This is a genomic window from Klenkia brasiliensis (assembly GCF_900100695.1).
Classification (GTDB): Bacteria; Actinomycetota; Actinomycetes; order Mycobacteriales; family Geodermatophilaceae; genus Klenkia; species Klenkia brasiliensis.
In genome coordinates this window covers 59,253-78,932 of sequence record NZ_FNCF01000005.1, presented here as the reverse complement: position 1 = coordinate 78,932, position 19,680 = coordinate 59,253, and the positions used below count along the sequence as shown (strand labels likewise).

15 protein-coding genes are annotated in these 19,680 nt (G+C 77.2%); 3 read left to right on the top strand and 12 right to left on the bottom strand.

All coding sequences use genetic code 11. From position 1 onward, the window contains the following. Positions 1-4: 4 nt before the first annotated feature. The 3 genes from BLT39_RS15575 to BLT39_RS15565 are packed head-to-tail and all read right to left on the bottom strand — an operon-like array spanning position 5 to position 3,974. Positions 5-874, bottom strand: a complete 870-nt coding sequence (locus tag BLT39_RS15575; protein ID WP_091065458.1) for a DUF2510 domain-containing protein — start codon at positions 872-874, stop codon at positions 5-7. A gap of 28 nt (positions 875-902) precedes the next feature. Beyond that, entirely contained in the window at positions 903-2,546 is a 1,644-nt protein-coding gene (locus BLT39_RS23365) for a serine/threonine-protein kinase (RefSeq protein WP_207508039.1), read from the bottom strand. Positions 2,547-2,555: 9 nt separating this feature from the next. Then, positions 2,556-3,974 carry a M20/M25/M40 family metallo-hydrolase gene (locus BLT39_RS15565; RefSeq protein WP_091065455.1) on the bottom strand — a complete coding sequence of 473 codons (1,419 nt, stop codon included), beginning with the start codon at positions 3,972-3,974 and terminating at the stop codon, positions 2,556-2,558. Between the two features lie 51 nt (positions 3,975-4,025). Between BLT39_RS15565 and BLT39_RS15560 the strand changes: the two genes are divergently transcribed. Next, positions 4,026-4,859 carry an alpha/beta fold hydrolase gene (locus BLT39_RS15560; protein ID WP_091065453.1) on the top strand — a complete coding sequence of 278 codons (834 nt, stop codon included), beginning with the start codon at positions 4,026-4,028 and terminating at the stop codon, positions 4,857-4,859. Between the two features lie 18 nt (positions 4,860-4,877). On the opposite strand, the gene BLT39_RS15555 is transcribed toward BLT39_RS15560, so the two are convergent. From BLT39_RS15555 to BLT39_RS15515, 9 genes are all read right to left on the bottom strand, one after another. Next, positions 4,878-8,231, bottom strand: coding sequence for an ATP-dependent helicase (locus BLT39_RS15555; RefSeq protein WP_091065450.1), 3,354 nt, complete (start codon positions 8,229-8,231; stop codon positions 4,878-4,880). After that, the gene (locus tag BLT39_RS15550) at positions 8,228-11,485 is read right to left on the bottom strand and encodes an ATP-dependent helicase (protein WP_091065447.1); all 3,258 of its coding nucleotides are present in this window, start codon (positions 11,483-11,485) and stop codon (positions 8,228-8,230) included. Before BLT39_RS15550 ends, BLT39_RS15555 begins: the two co-directional genes overlap by 4 nt. Positions 11,486-11,528: 43 nt before the next feature. After that, entirely contained in the window at positions 11,529-11,858 is a 330-nt protein-coding gene (locus tag BLT39_RS15545) for an MGMT family protein (protein WP_091065445.1), read from the bottom strand. A 4-nt stretch (positions 11,859-11,862) separates the two neighbouring features. Next, positions 11,863-12,945, bottom strand: coding sequence for a hypothetical protein (locus BLT39_RS22515; RefSeq protein ID WP_091065441.1), 1,083 nt, complete (start codon positions 12,943-12,945; stop codon positions 11,863-11,865). An 89-nt stretch (positions 12,946-13,034) separates the two neighbouring features. Further along, positions 13,035-13,607: a TIGR03086 family metal-binding protein gene (locus BLT39_RS15535; RefSeq protein ID WP_091065437.1), complete on the bottom strand. Its 573-nt coding sequence runs from the start codon at positions 13,605-13,607 to the stop codon at positions 13,035-13,037. Positions 13,608-13,671: 64 nt separating this feature from the next. Beyond that, positions 13,672-14,832 carry an adenylyltransferase/sulfurtransferase MoeZ gene (gene moeZ, locus BLT39_RS15530; protein WP_091065433.1) on the bottom strand — a complete coding sequence of 387 codons (1,161 nt, stop codon included), beginning with the start codon at positions 14,830-14,832 and terminating at the stop codon, positions 13,672-13,674. 73 nt (positions 14,833-14,905) lie between these two features. Further along, positions 14,906-16,348 carry a hypothetical protein gene (locus BLT39_RS15525; RefSeq protein WP_091065429.1) on the bottom strand — a complete coding sequence of 481 codons (1,443 nt, stop codon included), beginning with the start codon at positions 16,346-16,348 and terminating at the stop codon, positions 14,906-14,908. After that, on the bottom strand, positions 16,345-17,433 hold the full coding sequence (locus BLT39_RS15520; protein ID WP_242658463.1) for a DUF3152 domain-containing protein: 1,089 nt from the start codon (positions 17,431-17,433) through the stop codon (positions 16,345-16,347). The genes BLT39_RS15525 and BLT39_RS15520 overlap by 4 nt, the downstream gene beginning before the upstream one ends. A 116-nt stretch (positions 17,434-17,549) precedes the next feature. Further along, positions 17,550-18,581, bottom strand: a complete 1,032-nt coding sequence (locus BLT39_RS15515; RefSeq protein ID WP_242658462.1) for an alpha/beta fold hydrolase — start codon at positions 18,579-18,581, stop codon at positions 17,550-17,552. 71 nt (positions 18,582-18,652) lie between these two features. On the opposite strand from BLT39_RS15515, the gene BLT39_RS15510 reads away from it, so the two are divergent. Together BLT39_RS15510 and BLT39_RS15505 are read left to right on the top strand one after the other, a co-directional pair. Next, a complete protein-coding gene (locus BLT39_RS15510) occupies positions 18,653-19,315 on the top strand; it encodes a TetR/AcrR family transcriptional regulator (protein ID WP_091065426.1) in 663 nt (220 codons plus the stop codon). A gap of 104 nt (positions 19,316-19,419) precedes the next feature. After that, entirely contained in the window at positions 19,420-19,656 is a 237-nt protein-coding gene (locus tag BLT39_RS15505; protein WP_091065422.1) for a DUF3107 domain-containing protein, read from the top strand. Positions 19,657-19,680: the final 24 nt, after the last annotated feature.

Here is a 19,680-nt window from a genome sequence, read left to right as displayed (position 1 = left end):
GGCGTCACAGGACGTCGACGGCCTCGATGACCCGGTCGATGACGCCGTAGAGCTCGGCGTGGGTGTTGGGGATCGACAGGTAGAGCAGCGCCGGGGCCGGGCGACCGGTGTCCACCAGCAGCAGCGCCGCACGCTCGCCGGTGGCGTCGTAGCCCTCGGCGTCCCAGCTCAGGGTGAACTCGTAGAGCCAGCCCGGTGCGCCGTCGACGGTGACCGCCTCGTCGCGCAGCTCGTCGCGCTCGTTGGGCCCGGGGTAGTAGTTGGCCCGGACGCTCTCGGCGAGGGTCTCCACGGTGGCCTGCTCGCTGCCCGGGCCGGTCCAGCCGTAGCCCTCGGCGACCGGGCCGGAGGTGATCTGGGCGATGAACTCACCGCCGTCGGGGACGGCGTCCTGGGTGACGAAGTACTGCCCGCGCACCGACGTGGTCTCCAGGGGCGGGGTGAGCACGTACTCGTACCAGCCGTCGCCCAGGAACGGGTAGGCGATGCCGGCGGCCTCGTCGACGATCTGCACGGTGCCGGGGGCGAAGGTGGGGCCGGTGGGGACCGGGCCGGCGAGACCGGTCGGCCCGGGGTCGGTGGCCGGCCGGCTCGCCACGACCCCGACGACGACCACGGCCACCACGACGACGACCGCGACGACGGCGGCCACCGCGATGCCGACCGCCCGGCCGGGGCCGCGGGGCGCCACCGGCGGAGATTGCCAGGACGGGGCCGGCGGGCGGTGGACGGCCTCCCCCAGCCCGGTGGTGACGCCGGGGCCGGCGGGGACGGTGACGTCGGACCAGGTGGTGCCGTCCCACCAGCGGACCATCCCGGGCGCGCCGTCCGGGTCGGGGTAGTAGCCGGCGGGGGCCGGCCCCGGTCCGCTCATGCCCCGAGCCCCGAGCGGTGCGGGCCGCTCACAGGTCGTCCCGGTCGACCTCGTCGCGCCACCAGCCCAGCAGCTCGGACAGCCCCTGCTGCCCGCCCCGGCCGGTCACGGTGGCGTAGCCCGAGCGGTCGTCCCAGGTCCAGGTGAGCCGGGGCGCGCCGTCGGCGTCGACCGAGCAGGACAGCCGGCCGCGGGGCTGGCCGTCGAAGTCGGTGAGCCGGACCCAGCCCTGGTCGCCGTCCAGGCCGGAGCAGTCCGAGGAGCTGTCGCCGTCGAGCTGGGTGAGCCCGTCCTGCGCGACGAGCGCGTCGAAGGCGGCCGCCGCGGCGCCGGGTGAGGCGGAGAGGGCGTAGGACTGGCTGCTGGGCCCGTCGGCGGACGGGCTGACGCCGCAGTCCAGGCCGATGAGCACCCCGTCGCCGGGGTCGGTGCGGGTGCACGAGGCGGGGTCGACGTCGCGCGGCAGGTCGACGGCGAGCAGGGCCTGGCGGGCGTCGGCGAGGTCGGCGCGCGCCTGCCCGCCGCGGACGGTGGCGATCGCCGCCCAGGTGCCGAGGCCCACCGCGAGCACGGCCAGCGCGGCCAGGGCGACCTGCAGCCCGCGGCGGCGGGGTCCGCCGCCCGTGGGCGCCGCCGGCGACGGTGCCCACGGCGGCGGACCCGGGAACGCCGGGGGCGGGGCGCTCGTCCGCGCGGGGCCCAGCGCGGTGACCGGGCGGCCGGCGTCGGGCGCTCCGCCCACGACGGTCGGGGCGGTGCCGTGCGGACCCGGGGGCCGCTCGGCGGGACGGGGCACCTCGATCCCGCTGACGCCGAGCGCGGCACGGGCGGCCGCGGCCATGCCCCCGGCCGACGTCCAGCGCTGGGCGGGGTCCTTGGCCAGCCCGCGCAGCACGACGCCGTCGAGCACCTGCGGCAGGCCTGGGCGCAGCGCGCTCGGCGGCGGCGGGGTGGCGTCGAGGTGGGCGTGCATCTGCGCGACCGCGTCCCCGGGCGGGAAGGGCCGGCGGCCGGTGAGGGCCTCGAACAGCACGCAGGCCAGCGAGTAGACGTCGGTGGCCGGGGACAGCTCGCGGCCCTGGAACCGCTCGGGGGCCATGTACTCGGTGCTGCCGATCGTCAGCCCGGTGCCGGTCAGCGAGGGGCCGGTCTGCTCCCCCACCGGCCGGGCGATGCCGAAGTCGACGAGGTAGGCGAAGTCGTCCCCGGCGACGGAACCCGCGAGGTCCCCGCCGTCGGCGCGGGCCACCAGCAGCACGTTGGACGGCTTGACGTCGCGGTGCACCAGGCCGTCGGCGTGCGCGGCGTCCAGCGCCCGGGCGACCTGGCCGACGACGTCGACGGCGCGGGCCGGGTCCAACGGACCCGTGCGGCGCAGCAGGCCCGCCAGGTCCTCGCCCTCGACCAGCCGCATGTCCAGGAACAGCCGGCCGTCGACCTCGCCGTAGCGGTGGATGGGCACCACGTGCGGTTCGCGCAGCCGGGCCACCACCCTGGCTTCCCGGCGGAACCGTTCGCGGTAGGACTCGTCGCCGGCCCACTGCGGGTGCAGGACCTTCAGCGCCACCTCGCGCTCGTGCTCGGCGTCCAGCGCCCGCACGACCTCGCCCATGCCGCCCCGGCCCAGGACGCCGAGGACCCGGTAGGGGCCGAAGGTGTCACCCGCGTCCACGCCGGTCCCTCAGCGGGCGAACGGCACGGTGGCCAGCTCGCGCCACAGGTGCGCGGCCGCCTCGGCGCCGCGGTGCAGCATCGGCAGCAGCACCCGCTCGTTGGGGGCGTGGATGCGGTCGGTGGGCAGCCCGACGCCGAGGAACAGCAGGGGTGCGCCGAGGACGTCGACGAGGTCGGCCTCGGGGCCGCTGCCGCCCTCGCGGGTGAACAGGACCTCGTCGGCGCCGCGGTCGAAGGCCTGGCCGATGGAGGTCAGCAGGGCGGCCATCGCCGGGTGGTCGAGGTCGCTGGCGCAGGGGCTGACCCCGCCCGGCGGGACGTGGACGTCGGCTTCGATGCCCTCGGGCAGGTTCGCGTCGACCCAGGCCCGCACCTGGTCGGCGAGGTCGGCGGGCACCTGGTCGGCGACCAGCCGGAAGGTGACCTTGGCGTGCGCCTCGGCCGGGACGATCGTCTTGTGGCCGGGGCCGGTGTACCCGCCCCACATGCCGTTGACCTCGGCGGTCGGCCGGGCACCGATCCGCTCCAGGGTGCTGAAGCCGGTCTCGCCCGCGGCGGTGCGCGAGGCGGCCGGGCCGGCCAGCCACGCGGCCTCGTCGAAGGGCACCCGGCCCATCAGCTCGCGCTCGCGGTCGGTGAGCGGGCGGACCTTGTCGTAGAAGCCCGGCAAGGTGACCCGGCCCTGCTCGTCGTGCAGCGCGGCGAGCAGGGCGGCCATGGCGTGCAGCGGGTTGGGCACCGCGCCGCCGAAGGAGCCCGAGTGCAGGTCCACGCCCGGTCCGCGCAGGGTGATCTCGGCGTCGGCCAGGCCGCGCATCGCGGTGACGGCGCTGGGGACGTCGGGGGCGGCCATGCCGGTGTCGCTGACCACCACCACGTCGCAGGCCAGCCGGTCGCGGCGCTCCTCGAGCAGCGTGCGGAAGTGCGGCGAGCCGGACTCCTCCTCGCCCTCGACGAGCAGCTTGACCGTGACGGCGGGGGTGTCGCGGCCGGTGGCGGCCAGGTGCGCGCGCATGCCCAGCAGGTGGAAGGCGACGTTGCCCTTGTCGTCGATGGCCCCGCGGGCGTGCAGCTCGGGGCCGAGGTCGGTCTCGACGACGGTGGGCTCGAACGGCGGGTGGGTCCAGGCCTCCTCCGGGGTGACCGGCTGCACGTCGTGGTGGCCGTAGACCAGCGCGACGGGGGCACCGGCGTCGGCGGAGGGCCACTCGGCGTAGACGGCGGGGGCGCCGGCGGTGGGCCAGACCTCGACGACGGGGAAGCCCACCCCGCGCAGCGCACCGGCCAGCCACTCGGCGCTGGTGGCGACGTCGGGGGTGTGCGCCGGGTCGGCGGAGATCGACGGGATGCGCAGCCAGGCGTCCAGGTCGGCGTGCAGGTCGTCGAGGTGGCCGGTGACGAAGTCGCGTTCGGGGTTGCTGCTCACGCAGGCGACCGTAACGCGCCCGCCGGGCGGGCCCGGGCTACGTTCGCGGGCATGAGCGCGGGCCTGCTGCAGGTGGACGTCGGCGACCTGGTCTTCGACGTGCGGACCGACGGACCCGAGGACGGCCGGCCGGTGCTGCTGCTGCACGGGTTCCCGGAGACCTCGCTGTCCTGGTCGGCGGTCACCCCGCTGCTGGCCGAGGCCGGGCTGCGCACCTACGCCCCCGACCAGCTGGGCTACTCCCCCGGCGCCCGGCCCGGCGAGACCGACGCCTACGCGCTCCCGGCGCTGGCGGCCGTGACCGCGGACCTGATGACCGCGCTGGACCTGCCCACCGCCGACGTCGTCGGGCACGACTGGGGCGCCAACGTCGCGTGGGCGCTGACCGCCTGGCACCCCGACCGGGTGCGCACCCTCACCGCGGTGTCCGTGCCGCACCCCACCGCCTACACCCTGGCCTACCGCGCCGATCCGGAGCAGAAGGAGCGCTCGGCCTACATCAAGCTGTTCTGGCAGCCCGGGAAGGCCGAGCGGGTGCTGCTGGAGGACGACGCCCGCCGGCTGCGCCGCATCCTCGGTGACGTCCCGCCGGAGGCCATCGAGGACTACGTGGCGCACCTGTCGGCGCCGGGCGCGCTGACCGCGGCGCTGGACTGGTACCGCGCCATGAGCTCCTCCACCCCGGTGGACCCGGTCGACGTGCCGACCACCTACGTGTGGAGCGACCAGGACATGGCCGTGGGCCGGACCGCGGCGCAGGCGTGCGCGGACCAGGTGACCGGGGACTACCGGTTCGTCGAGCTCACCGGCGTCTCGCACTGGGTGCCCGAGACCGCGCCCCGCGAGCTGGCCGCCGCGGTGCTCGACCGGGTCGCGACCGGCTGACCCCACCCCGGGCCGCCCTCAGCCGCCGGTCACCAGGGCCACCAGCCCGGGCTCGTCGAGCAGGTCGACCGGGCGCAGGGTCTCCTGCGCCAGCACGTGGTGGAAACCGGCGCTGACCTGCTCGACCGGCACCCCGGCCAGCCGGGACCAGCCCAACCGGTAGGCCGCCAGCTGCACCCCCACCGCGGCCAGCTCGGCGGCGCCGGGGACGGGTCCGGTCTTCCAGTCGATGACCTCGTACCGGGCCCCCGGGCCCACCCCGCCGTCGGAGTAGACGGCGTCGATGCGCCCGCGCAGCGTCAGCGGGCCCAGCGGGGTCTCGAACGGTGCCTCGACGTCGACCGGCTGCCGGTGCGCCCAGGGACTGGCCAGGAAGGCCTCCTGCAGCGCGGTCAACGCCTCGTCGGGCGCCGCCGCCGCGTCGCCGGACCCGGGCAGCTCGTCCAGGTCGATCAGCCGGGAGGCGCCGAAGCGCTGCTCCAGCCACAGGTGGAACGCGGTGCCGCGGCGGGCCAGCGGGGCGGGCGCGGCCGGCAACGGACGGCGCAGCCGCCGGGCCAGCGCGGCCGGGTCGCGGCGCAGCGCCACCAGCGCGGACACCGACAGGTGCCCGGGCAGCACCACCTCCGTGGCGCTGCGGCCGGACTCCGCCCGCTCCCGCAGCAGCAGCTGGGCATCGCGGACCCAGTCGGTGACCACCGGGTCGTCGGCGGCACCCAGGCCCGGCTCGCCCAGCGGGTGCGGCCGGGTGGCCCCGACGAGCTCGGCCGCAGCCGACAGCGACCGGCGGCGACCCGCCGACAGCGGGTCGGCCGGCCAGACGCCGACCGGCCACTCCGCCAGGGCCGGGTTGGTGGCACCGTCGGGCGGCGGGTCGGCCCAGGCGTCGACCCCGCCCCGCTCCGGCCCGACCGCCTCGACGGCATCGCGGACGGCGAGCAGGAGGCTGGACGGGCCGTTGGGCTTCACGCCGTCGCGCCACCAACTGCCCGAGCACAGCAGCAGCCGCCGGGCCCGGGTGACCGCGACGTAGCCCAGCCGGACCTCCTCGGCCGCGCCGAACTCCTTCCAGGCCACGACGTAGTCGGCGAGGGCGTCGCGGACCTGCGCCTGGTCACCGGACCCCGGCACCGGCAACCGGAGGCCGGGCAGGTCCGCCCGGTCGGTGACCCGCAGGTCGACCGGGACCGCCCCGGGGTCGTTGATCCAGGAGTCGGCGGTGTCGGTGCGGCTGGGGAACTGGCCGACCGTCATGCCCGGCACCGCCACGACGTCCCACTCCAGGCCCTTGGCCGAGTGCGCGGTGAGCAGCTGCACGGCCTCGGGGTTGACCGCGACCTCCCCGGGCTCCAGACCGCGCTCGCGCACCTCGGCGTCGGACAGGTAACCCAGGAACGCCGGCAGCGACGGCAGCTCGGCCAGGTCGGCGAACTCGGCCGCCACCGCGTGCAGGGCGTCCAGGTGGGCCCGGGCGCCCCCCGGGCTGGCGTCGGGGTGGCTGGCCAGCTCGGTCTCCAGGCCGAGCACCCGGACCACCTCGTCGACGAGGTCGGGCAACGGCTCGCCCAGCCGGCCGCGCAGCAGGGACAGCTCGGCCCCCAGGCGACGCAGCCGGCGGTGCCCCTCGGCGGAGTAGGCCCGAGCCGGGCCCAGGTCGTCCAGCGCCTCGACGATGCTGCCGCGCTCGCCGGCCGGCGCCGGGGCGGGCACGCCGGCACCCGGTTCGCCGACCGTGCCCTCCGCCGGGGCGGGGCGGCGCTCCTGGACCAGGTGGCGCGCCCGGGCCTCGAGGGCGGCCAGGTCACGGGGGCCGATGCGCCAGCGGGCCCCGGTGAGCAGCCGACCGAGCGCGTCGCCGGCCGTGGGGTCGACCAGGACGGTGAGGGTGGCGACGACGTCGGAGACCTCCGGGACGTCGAGCAGCCCGCCGAGGCCGACGACCTCCACCGGCAGCCCACGCTCGCGCAGGGCGGCGGCGATGCCGGGCAGCTGGGCGCGGCGGCGGGCCAGCACCGCGACCGTCGGGCGGGACCCCGACCCGTCGCCGGCCGCGTGCCACTCCGCGGCCAGCCGGTCGGCCAGGGCAGCCGTCTCCTCGGCCACCGTCGGGTGCAGCGCGACGCGGACCTCGCCGGGGCCGGCCGTGGGGGCGGCGGTGAGGTCGGGCAGCGGGGCGGCGTGCTCGGGCTGGGGCAGGTCGGCGGCGACCCGGTTGGCGACGGCGAGCACGGCGTGGTCGTTGCGCCAGCTGGTGGACAGCGTCAGCCGGTCGGCGGGGCGGTCGGGCGCCCCCGGGAAGGTGCGGGGGAACCGCTCGATGGTGCCCGACGAGGCGCCCCGCCAGCCGTAGATCGACTGCCGGGGGTCGCCGACGGCGAGGACGGGGTGGTGGCTGGCCCCGCCGAACAACGCCTCCAGCATGCGCAGCTGGCCCACCGAGGTGTCCTGGTACTCGTCGAGCAGCACCACCCGCCACCGGGCCCGCTCCCGGCGGCCGACGTCGGGCGCACCGGTGGCGACCCGGGCGGCGGAGGCGACCTGGTCGGCGTAGTCGATGGCGCCGGCGGCCCGCTTGCGGGCCTCGAACGCCTCGACCATGGGCAGCAGCGCCACCCGGGCCCGCTGCCGGCCGAGCATCTTGAGCACGTCGGCGTAGGGCCCCTTCGTCCGGCCGGTCACCGGGTAGGCGTGCACCTGGGCCTGCAGCCGCTCGGTCCAGCGGCGCAGCTGGTCGGGGGTGACGTCGTGCTCCCCCAGCTCCGCGGCCAGCTGCAGGACGTCCTCGGTGGTGCTGACCAGGCCGAGGGCGACGTCGGCCATGTCGCCGGTGTGCGCGGCCACGACGGTGGCGGCCTGGCCCCAGCACATGGCCGGGCCGAGGACGCCGGCGCCGGGCTCCACCCCGATCCGCAGACCGTGCTCGGCGACGATGCCGGCCGCGTAGCCGTGGTAGGTGGCCACGGTGGGGGTGGCCACCTCGAGGCGGGCCCGCAGGTCGGGGTCGGTGTCGGGGTGCGCGGCCAGCGCCGTGAGCCGCAGCCGGATGCGGGCGCCGAGCTCGCTGGCCGCCTTGCGGGTGAAGGTCAGGCCGAGCACCGCCTCGGGGGCGACCAGCTGGTTGGCCACCAGCCAGGCGACGCGGGCGGCCATCGTCTCGGTCTTGCCCGACCCGGCGCCGGCGACGACGACCATCGGCCGGTCGACCGGGGCCTGCACCACCGCGGCCTGCTCGGCCGACGGGGCGTAGGACAGCCCGCACCGGCGGGCCACCTCGGCCGGGTCGAGCAGCTCGGGGAGGGCGGCCGGCCCGGGCGCGACGAAGCCGGGCAGGTCGAGGGCGAGCTGCCCCTCGGCCCCGCCGCGGCGACTCACCGGGTCACCTGCCGGCCGGACTCCTGCAGCGGGCAGCTGCGGCGGAAGGAGCACCGGTCGCAGTCGGCGTCGGTGCGCACCGCGAAGGTGGCCGCACCCATGCCCTCGCCGACCTCGGCGACCAGCTCCCCCGCCCAGGTGGCCGCGGCGGGCACGTCGGCCGGCAGGGCCGGCTGGGCGTGCTCCTTGGCCGACTTCTGGGAACCGCCGACCTGCAGCAGCGCCGCACCGCCGGGCACGGTGCCGTGCCCGGCGAAGGCGCCCTCGGCCACGGCGACCTGGTAGGCGGCCAGCTGACCGTGCTCCTCCACGGTGCGCGGCGCCGTCTTGCCGGTCTTGAGGTCGACCACCACCAGCCGGCCCTCGGCGTCGCGCTCGAGCCGGTCGACCTGACCGCGCAGCCGGGCCCGCCCGACCACGACGTCGAAGTCCTCCTCCGCGGCGACCAGTTCGCGGTCGGCGCGGGCGTGCCAGGCGAGGAACTTGCCGAGCATCTCCTGGGCGCGCTCGCGCTGCCGCTGGTCGAACCAGCCCGGGCCCAGGTCGAGGCGGTCGAGCTCGGCGGCGAGGACCGCGGGCGCCTCGTCGGCGGACAGGCCCTCGGCGACCTGCTGGGCGACGTCGTGCACCGCGGAGCCGACCGTGCGGGTGGTCTCCGGCGACGCCTCGGCGCCGACCGACCCCAGCACCCAGCGCAGCGGGCAGCGCTGGAAGGTGTCGATGGCCGAGGGCCGCACCCGCACGACGGTGTCGTCGGCGGCGAGCGGGGCGTCGTCGGACAGCTCGGGCAGCCCCCACCAGCCGGCCGGGTCGGCGCCGGGGACGCGCTCGTGGGCCAGCCGGCGCAGCACCGCGGCCGCGCTGGTGCGCCGGGCGGCCGGCGTCTGCGGGTCGGTGAGGGCCCGGCGCAGGTCGGCGACCAGGGCGGGCAGGGTGAGCGCCCGGGGCAGCGGGGTGTGCGGGCGCACGCCGTCGCCGTCGACCGGCGGCGGGGCGACCAGGTCGAGGAAGCGGGAGGCGTTGGCGCCGACGTCGCCGCCGTCGAGGCCGGCGTCGACGGCGGTGACGACCAGGCGCCGGCGGGCCCGGGTGACCGCGACGTAGAACAGCCGGCGTTCCTCGGCCAGGGCCAGGGTGCGCCGGTCCAGCGCGGCCGGGTCGGCGCCGGAGGCGACGTCGACGAGGTCCTCGGCCCCCAGCAGGCTGGCCCGGGTGCGCAGGTCGGGCCAGACGCCCTCCTGCACGCCGGCCACGCACACCAGGTCCCACTCCAGCCCCTTGGACGCGTGGGCGGTGAGCACCCGCACGGTCTCGCCGGCCGGGGCCCGCGCCGCCCCGCCGTCGCCGGGCAGCTCCTGGGCGCCGAAGTGGTCGACGAAGTCGGCGACCTGCGCGCCCGGGAGGCGGTCGACGAACCGGGCGGCGGCGTCGAACAGTGCCACCACGGCGTCGAGGTCGCGGTCGGCCACCGCACCGGCGGGGCCACCGGCCGCACTGGCCGCCGCCCACCTCGGGGACAGGCCGCTGGCCTGCCACATGGCCCACAGCACGTCCTCGGCCGACCCGCCGCGCAGCAGGGCGACCCGGCCCGCGGCCAGCACGGCGGCCACCCGGGTGGCCGGCCGGGCCACCGGCTGCGGCACCTCGTCCAGGAGGGTGGCGTCGGCCAGCAGGTCGGCCAGCGGCGTGCCGCGCTCAGCGGGGTCGACGCGCCGGTCGACGAGCGCCCGCCGGGCGGCGCGGCGCAGCCGGCGCAGGTCGAGCACCGTGGCGCCGCCCAGCGGCGAGGCCAGCAGCGCCTCGGCGCCGGGCTCGGTCAGCCCGGTCTCCGGCGGCGGTGCACCCGGGCTGCGCCCCGCCCCGGTCGGGTGGGCACCGTCCGGCGCCGGCACGTCGGGGGTCGCGGCACGGGGTGGCAGGAGGGCGCGCAGCGCGGCCAGCAGCGGCTCGACGGCGGGCTGGCGGGCCAGCGCCAGGTCGTCGGAGGAGACCGCCACCGGCACCCCGGACTGCGCCAGCGCCCGCCGCACCGGCCCGAGTGCGGCCGACCCGCGGACGACCACGGCCATCCGCGACCAGGGCAGACCGTCGAGCAGGTGGGCCCGGCGCAGGGTGTCGGCGACGTGGGCGGCCTCCACGGCGGGGGTGTCGAACACGTGCACCTCGACCTCGCCCGCGGGGGTGCCCTCGGCGGAGGTCAGCCGGCGGTGCTCCCACGGACCCGGCAACCCCTCGGCGACCCGCCGGCCGACCCGCAGCAGCTCAGCACCCGAGCGGCGGCAGGTGCCGAGCGCGACCCGGGCGGCGGGCCGGCCGTCGGCGTGCCGGAACCGTTGCGGGAACTCCAGCAGGCCGCGCGGCTCGGAGCCGCGGAAGGCGTAGATCGCCTGGTCGGGGTCGCCGACCACGACCAGGTCGCGGCCGCCGCCGGCCAGCAGCTGGAGCAGCTCGACCTGCGCGGGGTCGGTGTCCTGGTACTCGTCGACGAACAGCCAGCCCGCGCGGGCCTGCTCGGCGCGCAGCAGCGCGTCGTCGGCGCGCAGCTCCTCGATGGCCTCGCGGACCAGCTCGGCGGGGTCGTAGCCGCTGCCCGACCCGCCGAACAGCGTCTCGAACGCGGTGACCTCGGCGTACTGGCGGGCGAACCGGGCCGCGGCGACCCAGTGCGGCCGGTCGTGGTCGCGGCCGAGCTCGGCGAGCCGCTGCGGGGGCAGGCCCCGCTCGGTCGCCCGCAGCAGGAGCTCGCGCAGCTCGCGGCGGAAGCCGGCCGTGGCCAGGGCGGGGTGCAGGTCGGCGGGCCAGCGCACGCCGTCGTCCTCCGCGTCGCCGGCGAGCAGCCGGCTGACCGTGAGGTCCTGCTCGGCGGAGGTGAGCAGCCGCGGCGGGGGGTCGCCGCGCAGCGCCGCGGCGCGGTGCAGCACCCCGAAGGCGTAGGAGTGGAAGGTGCGGGCGACCGGCTCGCGGACGGTGCGGCCGACGCGGGCGGTGATCCGGGTGCGCAGCTCGGCGGCGGCCTTGCGGCTGAAGGTGAGCACCAGCACCTGCTCGGGGTCGTGCCCGGCCTCGATGCGGGCGGCGACCGCCTCCACGATGGTGGTGGTCTTGCCGGTGCCGGGCCCGGCGAGCACCAGCAGCGGACCGCCCGGGTGGTCGACGACGGCGCGCTGCGCCGGGTCGAGCACCGGGGGCGCCGCTGCGGTGCCCGACGGCAGGACGAGCCGGTACGCCGGTTCGGCGGTGCCCGTCGCGCTCATGCCCCGATGACACCACGGGGGTACGACAGGACCGGGGCCGGCGTCAGTCGTCGGGCCAGCCGACCGCGGCCAGGTCCACCCGCTGCCGGCGGACCGGGACCCCCTCGGCGGCCAGCAGGGCCAGCTGCCGGGCGCGCACCGGTTCTGCGGCGGTGCCGTCGGCGCGCACGACCCGGTGCCACGGCACGGCCGCGCCGCCCTGCGACAGCGCACGGGCGACCCGCCGGGGACCCACCCCGACGAGCCGCCCGACCGCGCCGTACGTGCTGACCCGCCCGGGCGGGATGCCCTCCACGACGTCGAGGACGGCCTCGTCGACGTCGGCGGGGTCCGGGCCGGGGCGGGCCGACCCGGTGAGGTGGTCGGCCCGCACCGGCTCAGTTGTAGTTGCTGTTGGTCAGCCACCAGTCGTAGAGCGCAGAGACCTCGGTCTGCGTCGAACCGGTCAGCCGGACGATCCCCTCGGTCAGGTACTCGTCGTCGGTCCACGCGATGAACACGTAGCCGTCCGGCGAGATGCCGCAGCCGACCTGCCCGCCGGGCACGCCGCCGGCGGTCCAGGTGCCGCTGCCCACGGCGGTGCTGCAGTCCTGGCCGTCGGGGATGGGCTGCACGCCGAGCGCACCGATGTCGGTGGCGAACACCGAGTCCAGCGTGGACTGGCTGTCGTACAGGTAGAACCGCGCGGCGTCCGGGCCGGGCTGGGTGGTGGCCGGCCCGCACTCCGCGGCGGCGGTGGCGCCGTCGGTGGGCAGGTCGATCGGACCGCAGTCGGTGAAGTCGGTGGGCAGGATCGACAGCAGGTCGTCCTCGCCGCCGGTGCTCGAGCTCGAGGACGTGGTGTCCTCGCTCGAGGAGGTCGTCTCCTCGCTCGAGGACGAGGAGGACGACGACGTGGTCGTGGTGGCGGTGCTGGTGCTCGCCGTGTTCTCGGAGTCGCCACCCTGGGTCAGGACCAGGACCAGGACGACGGCGATGATGATCACGAGGGCGGCGACACCGCCGATGATCAGGCCCTTCTTGTTCCCGCCCGACCCGCCGGGCTGACCGCCGTAGGGGCCACCGGGCCCACCGGGACCACCCGGACCACCGGGACCGCCGAAACCGGGCCCGCCCTGGCCGGGCTGACCCGGCTGGCCGTAACCGGGCTGGGAGTAGCCGGGCTGGCCGAACTGCTGCGTCGGGGGCTGCTGGCCCCACCCGCCCTGCCCGGGAGCCTGCTGGCCCGGCCCCTGCTGGCCCGGCCCCTGCTGGCCGAACTGCTGGGTGGGCTGCTGGCTCCCCCAGCCACCCTGCTGACCCGGCCCCTGCTGGCCCGGACCCTGCTGACCGGGGCCCGAGGAGCCCTGCTGGCCGAACACCTCGGTCGGCTGGTCACCACCGGGCTGCTGGCCGTACGGCGGCTGCCCGCCCTGCGACGGGTTGCCGTAGGGCGGCTGGCCCTGGGGCGGCTGACTCATGGGGAGGACCTCCACGTCGTGCGGACTGTGCCGAACCGGATCGTAGGGCCGGCCAACCACATCGGCCGAGCGGGATGATCACGGGTCGGTCACGCTCGGCGGCCGGTCACCGCGAGCAGGCGGACCAGCGGGTCGGCGTCCGCGGCGGCGTCCACCGGCGGGGCGTAGGCGCCGGGCAGCCCGTCGGGCCCGGCCCGGCGCTGCGCGTCGGCCAGCCCGGCCGCGACCAGCTCGCCGTCGAGCCGGGTGTCCCCGCCCGTCGCCCGGGCCAGGTCCCAGGCGTGCACGGTGAGCTCGGTGGTCAGCGCCGCGAGGTGGTCGGCGGCCGGGACCGGCCCCGCGGGCAGCTCCAGCGGGCCGGCGAGCGCCCCGGGCTGGGCGACGGCGGTGAGCGCGGTGTCCGCGGCGTCCTCCCAGGACCCGAGCGGGTCACCGGCGAGCAGCTCCTCGGTGTCCTCGGGGACGGACCCCGTCGGGTCGCCCGCCAGCGCCGCGGTCAGCCCGCGCTGACCGGCGACGAGGTGCGCGACCAGGTCGGCCACGTCCCACCCGGGCAGGACCCCGGCGTCCCACTGCTCGCGCTCGACCGCGTCGACCAGATCGGTGACCTGGGCCTGCGCCCGTTGGAAGAGGCCCAGCAACCGGGCGTGCTCCGCGTCCACCGGGCCAGTCAAACGCAGACGGGACCGGACCCGCAGGTCCGGTCCCGTCTGTGCGCGCGGTGGATCAGTAGGTGGGCAGCGCCTTGTCGATGCGCGTGGCCCACGCGGTCACGCCGCCCTGCACGTGGACGGCGTCCCGGAAGCCCGCGGCCTTGACCGCGGCGAGCGCCTCGGCCGAGCGGACCCCGGTCTTGCAGTGCAGCACGATCGGCTTGTCCTGCGGCAGCGAGGACAGCGCCCGGCCGGACAGGATCTCGTCCTTCGGGACGAGCTTCGCGCCGGGGATCGACACGATCTCGTACTCGTTGGGCTCGCGGACGTCGATGAGCTCGAAGTCCTTGCCGGCGTCCATCATGTCCTTCAGCTCGTCGACGGTGATCGTCGAGCCGGCGGCCGCCTCCTGGGCCTCCTCGCTGACCACGCCGCAGAAGGCCTCGTAGTCGATGAGCCCGGTGATGGGCTCCGCCTCGGGGTCCTTGCGGATCTTGATGGTGCGGAAGGTCATCTCCAGGGCGTCGTAGACCATCAGCCGGCCCAGCAGCGTCTCGCCGATGCCGGTGATGAGCTTGACCGCCTCGGTGGCCTGGATGGCGCCGATGGTCGCGCACAGCACGCCCAGCACACCGCCCTCGGCGCAGGAGGGGACCATCCCGGGCGGCGGCGGCACCGGGTACAGGTCGCGGTAGTTGGGGCCGTGCTCGTCCCAGAACACCGACACCTGGCCGTCGAAGCGGTAGATCGAGCCCCAGACGTAGGGCTTGCCGAGCAGCACGCAGGCGTCGTTGACCAGGTAGCGGGTCGCGAAGTTGTCGGTGCCGTCGACGATCAGGTCGTACTGGCTGAAGATCTCCTCGACGTTGGAGGAGTCCAGCCGCACCTCGTGCAGCCGGACGTCGACCAGCGGGTTGATCTCCTTGATCGAGTCGCGCGCGCTCTCGGCCTTGGAGCGGCCGACGTCGGACTGGCCGTGGATGATCTGCCGCTGCAGGTTCGACTCGTCCACGACGTCGAACTCCACGATGCCGAGCGTGCCGACACCGGCGGCGGCGAGGTACATCAGGGTGGGCGAGCCGAGGCCACCGGCCCCGACGGCCAGCACCTTGGCGTTCTTCAGCCGCTTCTGCCCGTCCATCCCGACGTCGGGGATGATCAGGTGGCGGCTGTAGCGGCGGACCTCGTCGATCGACAGGTCGGCAGCGGGCTCCACCAGCGGTGGCAACGTCACGACGGGCTCCTAGCGTGCTGGGTACGGCGTCCTCACGAGCCCCAACAGCCTGCCAGCCCTCCCTCTTCCCGCGTCAGGCACCACGGGTCAGCCGCCTCCGCACCGCCCCCGCCCGGGCCCGCAGCGAGGGCCTCCCCGGCGGGTCGGCGCGCATCACCACGAGGTCGCCGTGCGTGCCGTAGCCGAGGACGTCGTCCCCCCACGGCGTCCCGTCGAAGGTGACCACCCACCACGCGCCCGCGGCGGGGACGACCATCGGGTGCGGGATGTTGGTGCCGTAGGGCGCCTGCAGCAGGCCGCGCTCCCGCAGCTGCGCGTCGTAGACCGGGTAGGTGCGCGCGTCGCCGTCACTGGCCAGCAGATACCAGCCGTCGCCGAAGCGCTGCCACACGGTGCCCTCGGTCTGGCTCCGGCCGGGGTCGCCGCCCACGCGGCGCAGACCGCGCAGCGGGTCGGGGTCGTCGGTGGCCGCGAGCGCGGGGTGGAACTCGTAGCGCGGGGGGCCGAAGGACGGGCACTCCACGAAGCCCAGGTGCCACCGGCCCCCGACCCGGGCCAGCGTCGGGTCCCAGGCGCTGACCTCGGTGGGCAGGTCGACCCGCTCCGTCCCGAGGACGTGCGTCCCCAGGAGGACGTCGGCGGTGGTGCGGACGGCGCGGACGTGGACGCCCCGGCCGGGGTCGTGGTCGCCCCAGGTCGAGACCAGCACCGTGGCGACGCCGGTGTCCTCGTCCACGACGACGTGGCCGGCGTGGTCGCCGAGCACCAGGCCGTCGCGGCGGGAGAACAGCTCCCCCACCTGCTCCAGGCTGCCGGGGTCGGCGGGGTCCAGGGCCCACACGCCCCAGTGCGCCTGCTGGAAGAAGCCGAGCCCGGCGCAGGTCATCGTGAGCAGCAGCCGGCCGTCGCGCACGAGCGGCCGGCCGTCGGTGGTCGTGACGACCTGGGGGTCGCGGACACCGGCCGCGCCGAAGGACCCGGCCAGCAGGTCCGCGAGCTCCACCGTCCCGGTCCCGTCGGCCTCGACCACGAACCGCAGTCCGGCCAGGACGTCGGCGCGGCGCAGGTCGAGCACCCGGCGGACCGCTTCCCGCTCGGTCACCAGCGGCCGCCAGCTGCCCTCGTCGGAGGACCCCGCGGGCGCGGTCAGCACCGTCACCTGGTTCTCGTTGCCCACGACGGCCACCCGGTGCGCCGGCTCCGGCGGCAGCGGCGCGCTGCAGACGACGACGCCGGAGACCTCGACCAGCCACCGGTCGCCGTCCGGGGCGCGGCGCAGCAGGACCGACCCACCGGGGCCGGCGACGCCGAGGGCCACCCCGGCACCCGGGTCGATCCGCGCGACGTCGGCGGTGACCGCCCAGAACGGCGCGGGCGGGGCGGACCCCAGGTCGGTGCGCGCCCCGGGGACGAGGTGCAGCGGCCCGGGCCGGTGCACCCGGCCGAACGGGGACACCAGGGCGCGGGGCCGGGAGCGGTGGACCTCGGCGAAGGCCAGCCGGAGCGGGTCGGTCACGGGAAGGGCCAGGCGTTCTTCGCGCAGCCCTGCAGGCCCAGGGTCTGCTGCTGCATCACCGGGGCCAGCTGCCCGGGGCCGGGGCAGGGCTGGTGGCCGTTGCCGAGGGCGTGCCCGACCTCGTGGTTGACCACGTACTGCCGGTACGTCGCGATGTCCCCGGCGTAGTCGGGGACGGCGGTCTCCCAGCGGGCCAGGTTGATCACGGCGCGCTCGCCGTACCGGCAGGAGGTGTAGCCGCCGGTGCCCACGCCGGGGCAGTAGGTCTCCATGCTGCCCGGGCTGACCAGGCTGACCCGGAAGTCGTAGTCCCCGGCCGCGGCCTCGGCGGCGCCGACCCGCTGGAAGCTCATCGCGCCGTCGTGGCCCCACGAGCGGGGGTCGCCCAGCGTGGCCTCGACCGCGGCGGCGAAGGCCGGGCCGTCCATGCCGATGCCGTCCTCGACCTCCACGACGAAGCGCCGCAGCGGCCCGGTGCCGTAGACCGCCGACGTGCCGTCGACGACGCTCACCGTCCCGGCCCCGGTCTCGACGTAGCTGGCCGGGCCGGTGGTCGCGACCAGGTCGGTGGGGTCGGCCTCGCCCTCCGCCGGCGCCGGCGGCTGATCCAGCACGGCGGCCGCGGGGCTGGTCGGCGCGGCCGAGGAGGAGGACGCCGGGGCACCCACCGAGGGCGCCGACGCCCCCGAGGCCGAGGCGGCCGGCTCGGTGCCGGTCACCGCGACGTCGACCAGGGCGAGCACGGTCAGCACCGACAGCAGCGGGACGGCGTAGGCCCGCCAGCCCCAGCGGGCGACGAACCGGGCGAAGCGGCCCCCCGCGTGCGCCCGGCGCGGACCGCGGCGGCCCACCGGGTCGCGGCGCGCCACCAGGGGCCCGGCCGTGGTGCGCAGCCCGGTGCCGGCCACCGGGCGGGGCAGCGGGTCGGGCGCGGGCGGGAACGTGCCCCGCGGGCGGCCCCGGGAGCCACCGCGGTGCCGCGGGCCCACCAGCGGCGGCGGCACCGGCGGGCGCCCCTGCGCGTCGCGGGGTCCGGCCGGGTCGCGGTCGACGGCACGGTCGACGGCGCGGTCCGGCGGGGTCACGCCGCCCAGGTTCTCACGACCCCCGTCGCGGACCGGTCCGTACGGGGCGCGCCGGGTCCCGTGTCCGCCCGTGCCCGTCCGTCCCGTCGCACCCGTCCCGCCAGGCGCGCGCGGGGTCAGCCGGGGGCCACCTCGTCCAGCAGGGCCAGGACCGCGCGGGCGGTGTCCTCGGGTGCCTCCATCATCGCCACGTGGCCGACCCCGGTCTGCACCTGCAGCCGGGCGTCGGGCAGCGTCGTGGCCAGCCGCGGCGCGAGACGCGGGTCCACGAGCTTGTCGCGGTCGCCCCAGACGACCAGCGCCGGGGCGGTGACGCCGCGGGCCGCCCGCCAGGCGTTGGCCCGGCCGACCCGCAGGTAGGAGGTCATCAGCCCGCGCATGGTGCGGGTCAGCGCCCGTCCGGCCCAGGCCTGCTCGTCGCGCAGCCGCGCCTCGTCGACCGCCTCGCGCAGCCGCACCTCGGGCACCCGGGCGGGGTCCCCGAAGCACATCTCCAGCGTCGCCCGGACCCGGTCCTCGGGCGCCCCGAGCCGGACCCGCTTCTCCGCCAGCGCCGGGATGCCGGGCAGCAGCAGGAGGGCGATGGCCCGGTCGAAGGCGGCGGGGACCCGGTAGACCGGCATCGCCGGGGAGATCAGGGTGAGGGTGGCGACGAGGTCGGGACGGCGGGCCGCGACCAGCAGGCTGACCAGCCCGCCGAGGGAGTTGCCCAGCAGGTGCACCGGCCCCCCGGCACCGGGCCCCGGGCGGGCCGACACGTCGGCGAGCACGGCCTCGACGGCCTGCACGTGCCGGGCCACGGCGTACCCGCCGTCGGCCGGCGGGGCGGAGCGCCCGAAGCCGGGGAGGTCGAGGGCGTACCCCTCGAGCCGGCCGGAGAGCAGCCCGGCCAGGTCGGTCCAGTTCGTCGACGCCCCGCCCAGGCCGTGGACGTACAGGGCCCGTGCCCGGGGGCCGTCGTCCGGGCCGGCGTAGGGGGTGTGGCGCAGGAAGACCGTGCCGCCGTCGGCGGGCAGCTCCTCGCCCGGCCACGGCGGGCGCCAGCCCTCGTACACCGGCAGCACCGCGGTGGACCGGCCGGCCGCCCGCGGCTCGCCCGGGCCGCTGCCGGTGGGGGCGGCCTCCGGGACCGGACGGACGTCGTGCACCCGCGGGACGGTAGACCACCCCGGCCGCCCGGGCACGGCCGGCCGAACCCGCCGGTAACATCTGCCGGGCCATGCAGCCCTCCCGACCGTCCGCGCCCGCCGACGACCCCGTCCGCCGGACCTCCCGCCTGCCCCGCGGGGCCCGCCGGCTGCAGCTGCTGCGCGCCGCGCAGGAGGTCTTCGTCGCCCAGGGGTTCCACGCCGCGGCGATGGACGACATCGCGGTGGCCGCCGGGGTCAGCAAGCCGGTGCTCTACCAGCACTTCCCGGGCAAGCGGGAGCTGTACCTGGCCCTGCTGGAGCAGCAGGTCGGCGAGCTGACCGAGCGCATGCGCCAGGCGATGAGCGGCACCGACGACAACCGCACCCGGGTCGACGGCGCGGTCGGTGCCTACTTCGACTTCATCGACGCCGACGGCGAGGCGTTCCGGTTGGTCTTCGAGTCCGACCTGCGCAACGACGACGAGGTCCGCCGGATCGTCGACGCCGGCACCCGCGGGTGCGTCGAGGCCATCGCCGAGGTGATCGCCGCCGACACCGGCGTCGACCAGGAGCGCGCCCTGCTGCTCGCCTCGGGCATGACCGGCCTGGCCGAGACCAGCGCCCGCTGGTGGCTGCCCCGCAAGGGCACCGTGTCCCGCGACGAGGCCGTGGCCCTGATGAGCTCCCTGGCCTGGCGAGGCATCTCCGGTTTCCCCCGCCTCGGCGACGCCGACCACCCCACCCGCAGCTGACGTTCGCCGACAGCGCAGCCCGCAGCGCCGCACGCGTCCGCGGGCTCGGCTAGCGTCGATCGGGTAGCGGCACCGGCCGCCAGACCTGAGGAGGCATCTCCAGCGTGGAAGTCAAGATCGGTGTCCAACACTCCCCCCGCGAGCTGGTCATCGACAGCCCGAAGACCCCCGACGAGATCGCGGACGAGGTCTCCAAGGCCATGACCGGGTCCAAGGACGGGCTGCTGACCCTGGTCGACGAGCGCGGCCGCCGTGTCGTCGTCCCGACCGACCGGATCGCCTACGTCGAGATCGCCGAGGCCGACGTCCGCCGCGTCGGCTTCATCGCCGGCGGCGCCTGAGCCCGGCGAGGTCCGCCGGGGCCG

Bases quoted from the DNA above. Each gene is read 5' to 3' on its own strand.
- BLT39_RS15575 (WP_091065458.1), bottom strand. From the start codon at position 874: ATGAGCGGACCGGGGCCGGCCCCCGCCGGCTACTACCCCGACCCGGAC.
- BLT39_RS15560 (WP_091065453.1), top strand. From the start codon at position 4,026: ATGAGCGCGGGCCTGCTGCAGGTGGACGTCGGCGACCTGGTCTTCGAC.
- BLT39_RS15550 (WP_091065447.1), bottom strand. From the start codon at position 11,485: ATGAGCGCGACGGGCACCGCCGAACCGGCGTACCGGCTCGTCCTGCCG.
- BLT39_RS22515 (WP_091065441.1), bottom strand. From the start codon at position 12,945: ATGAGTCAGCCGCCCCAGGGCCAGCCGCCCTACGGCAACCCGTCGCAG.
- BLT39_RS15510 (WP_091065426.1), top strand. From the start codon at position 18,653: ATGCAGCCCTCCCGACCGTCCGCGCCCGCCGACGACCCCGTCCGCCGG.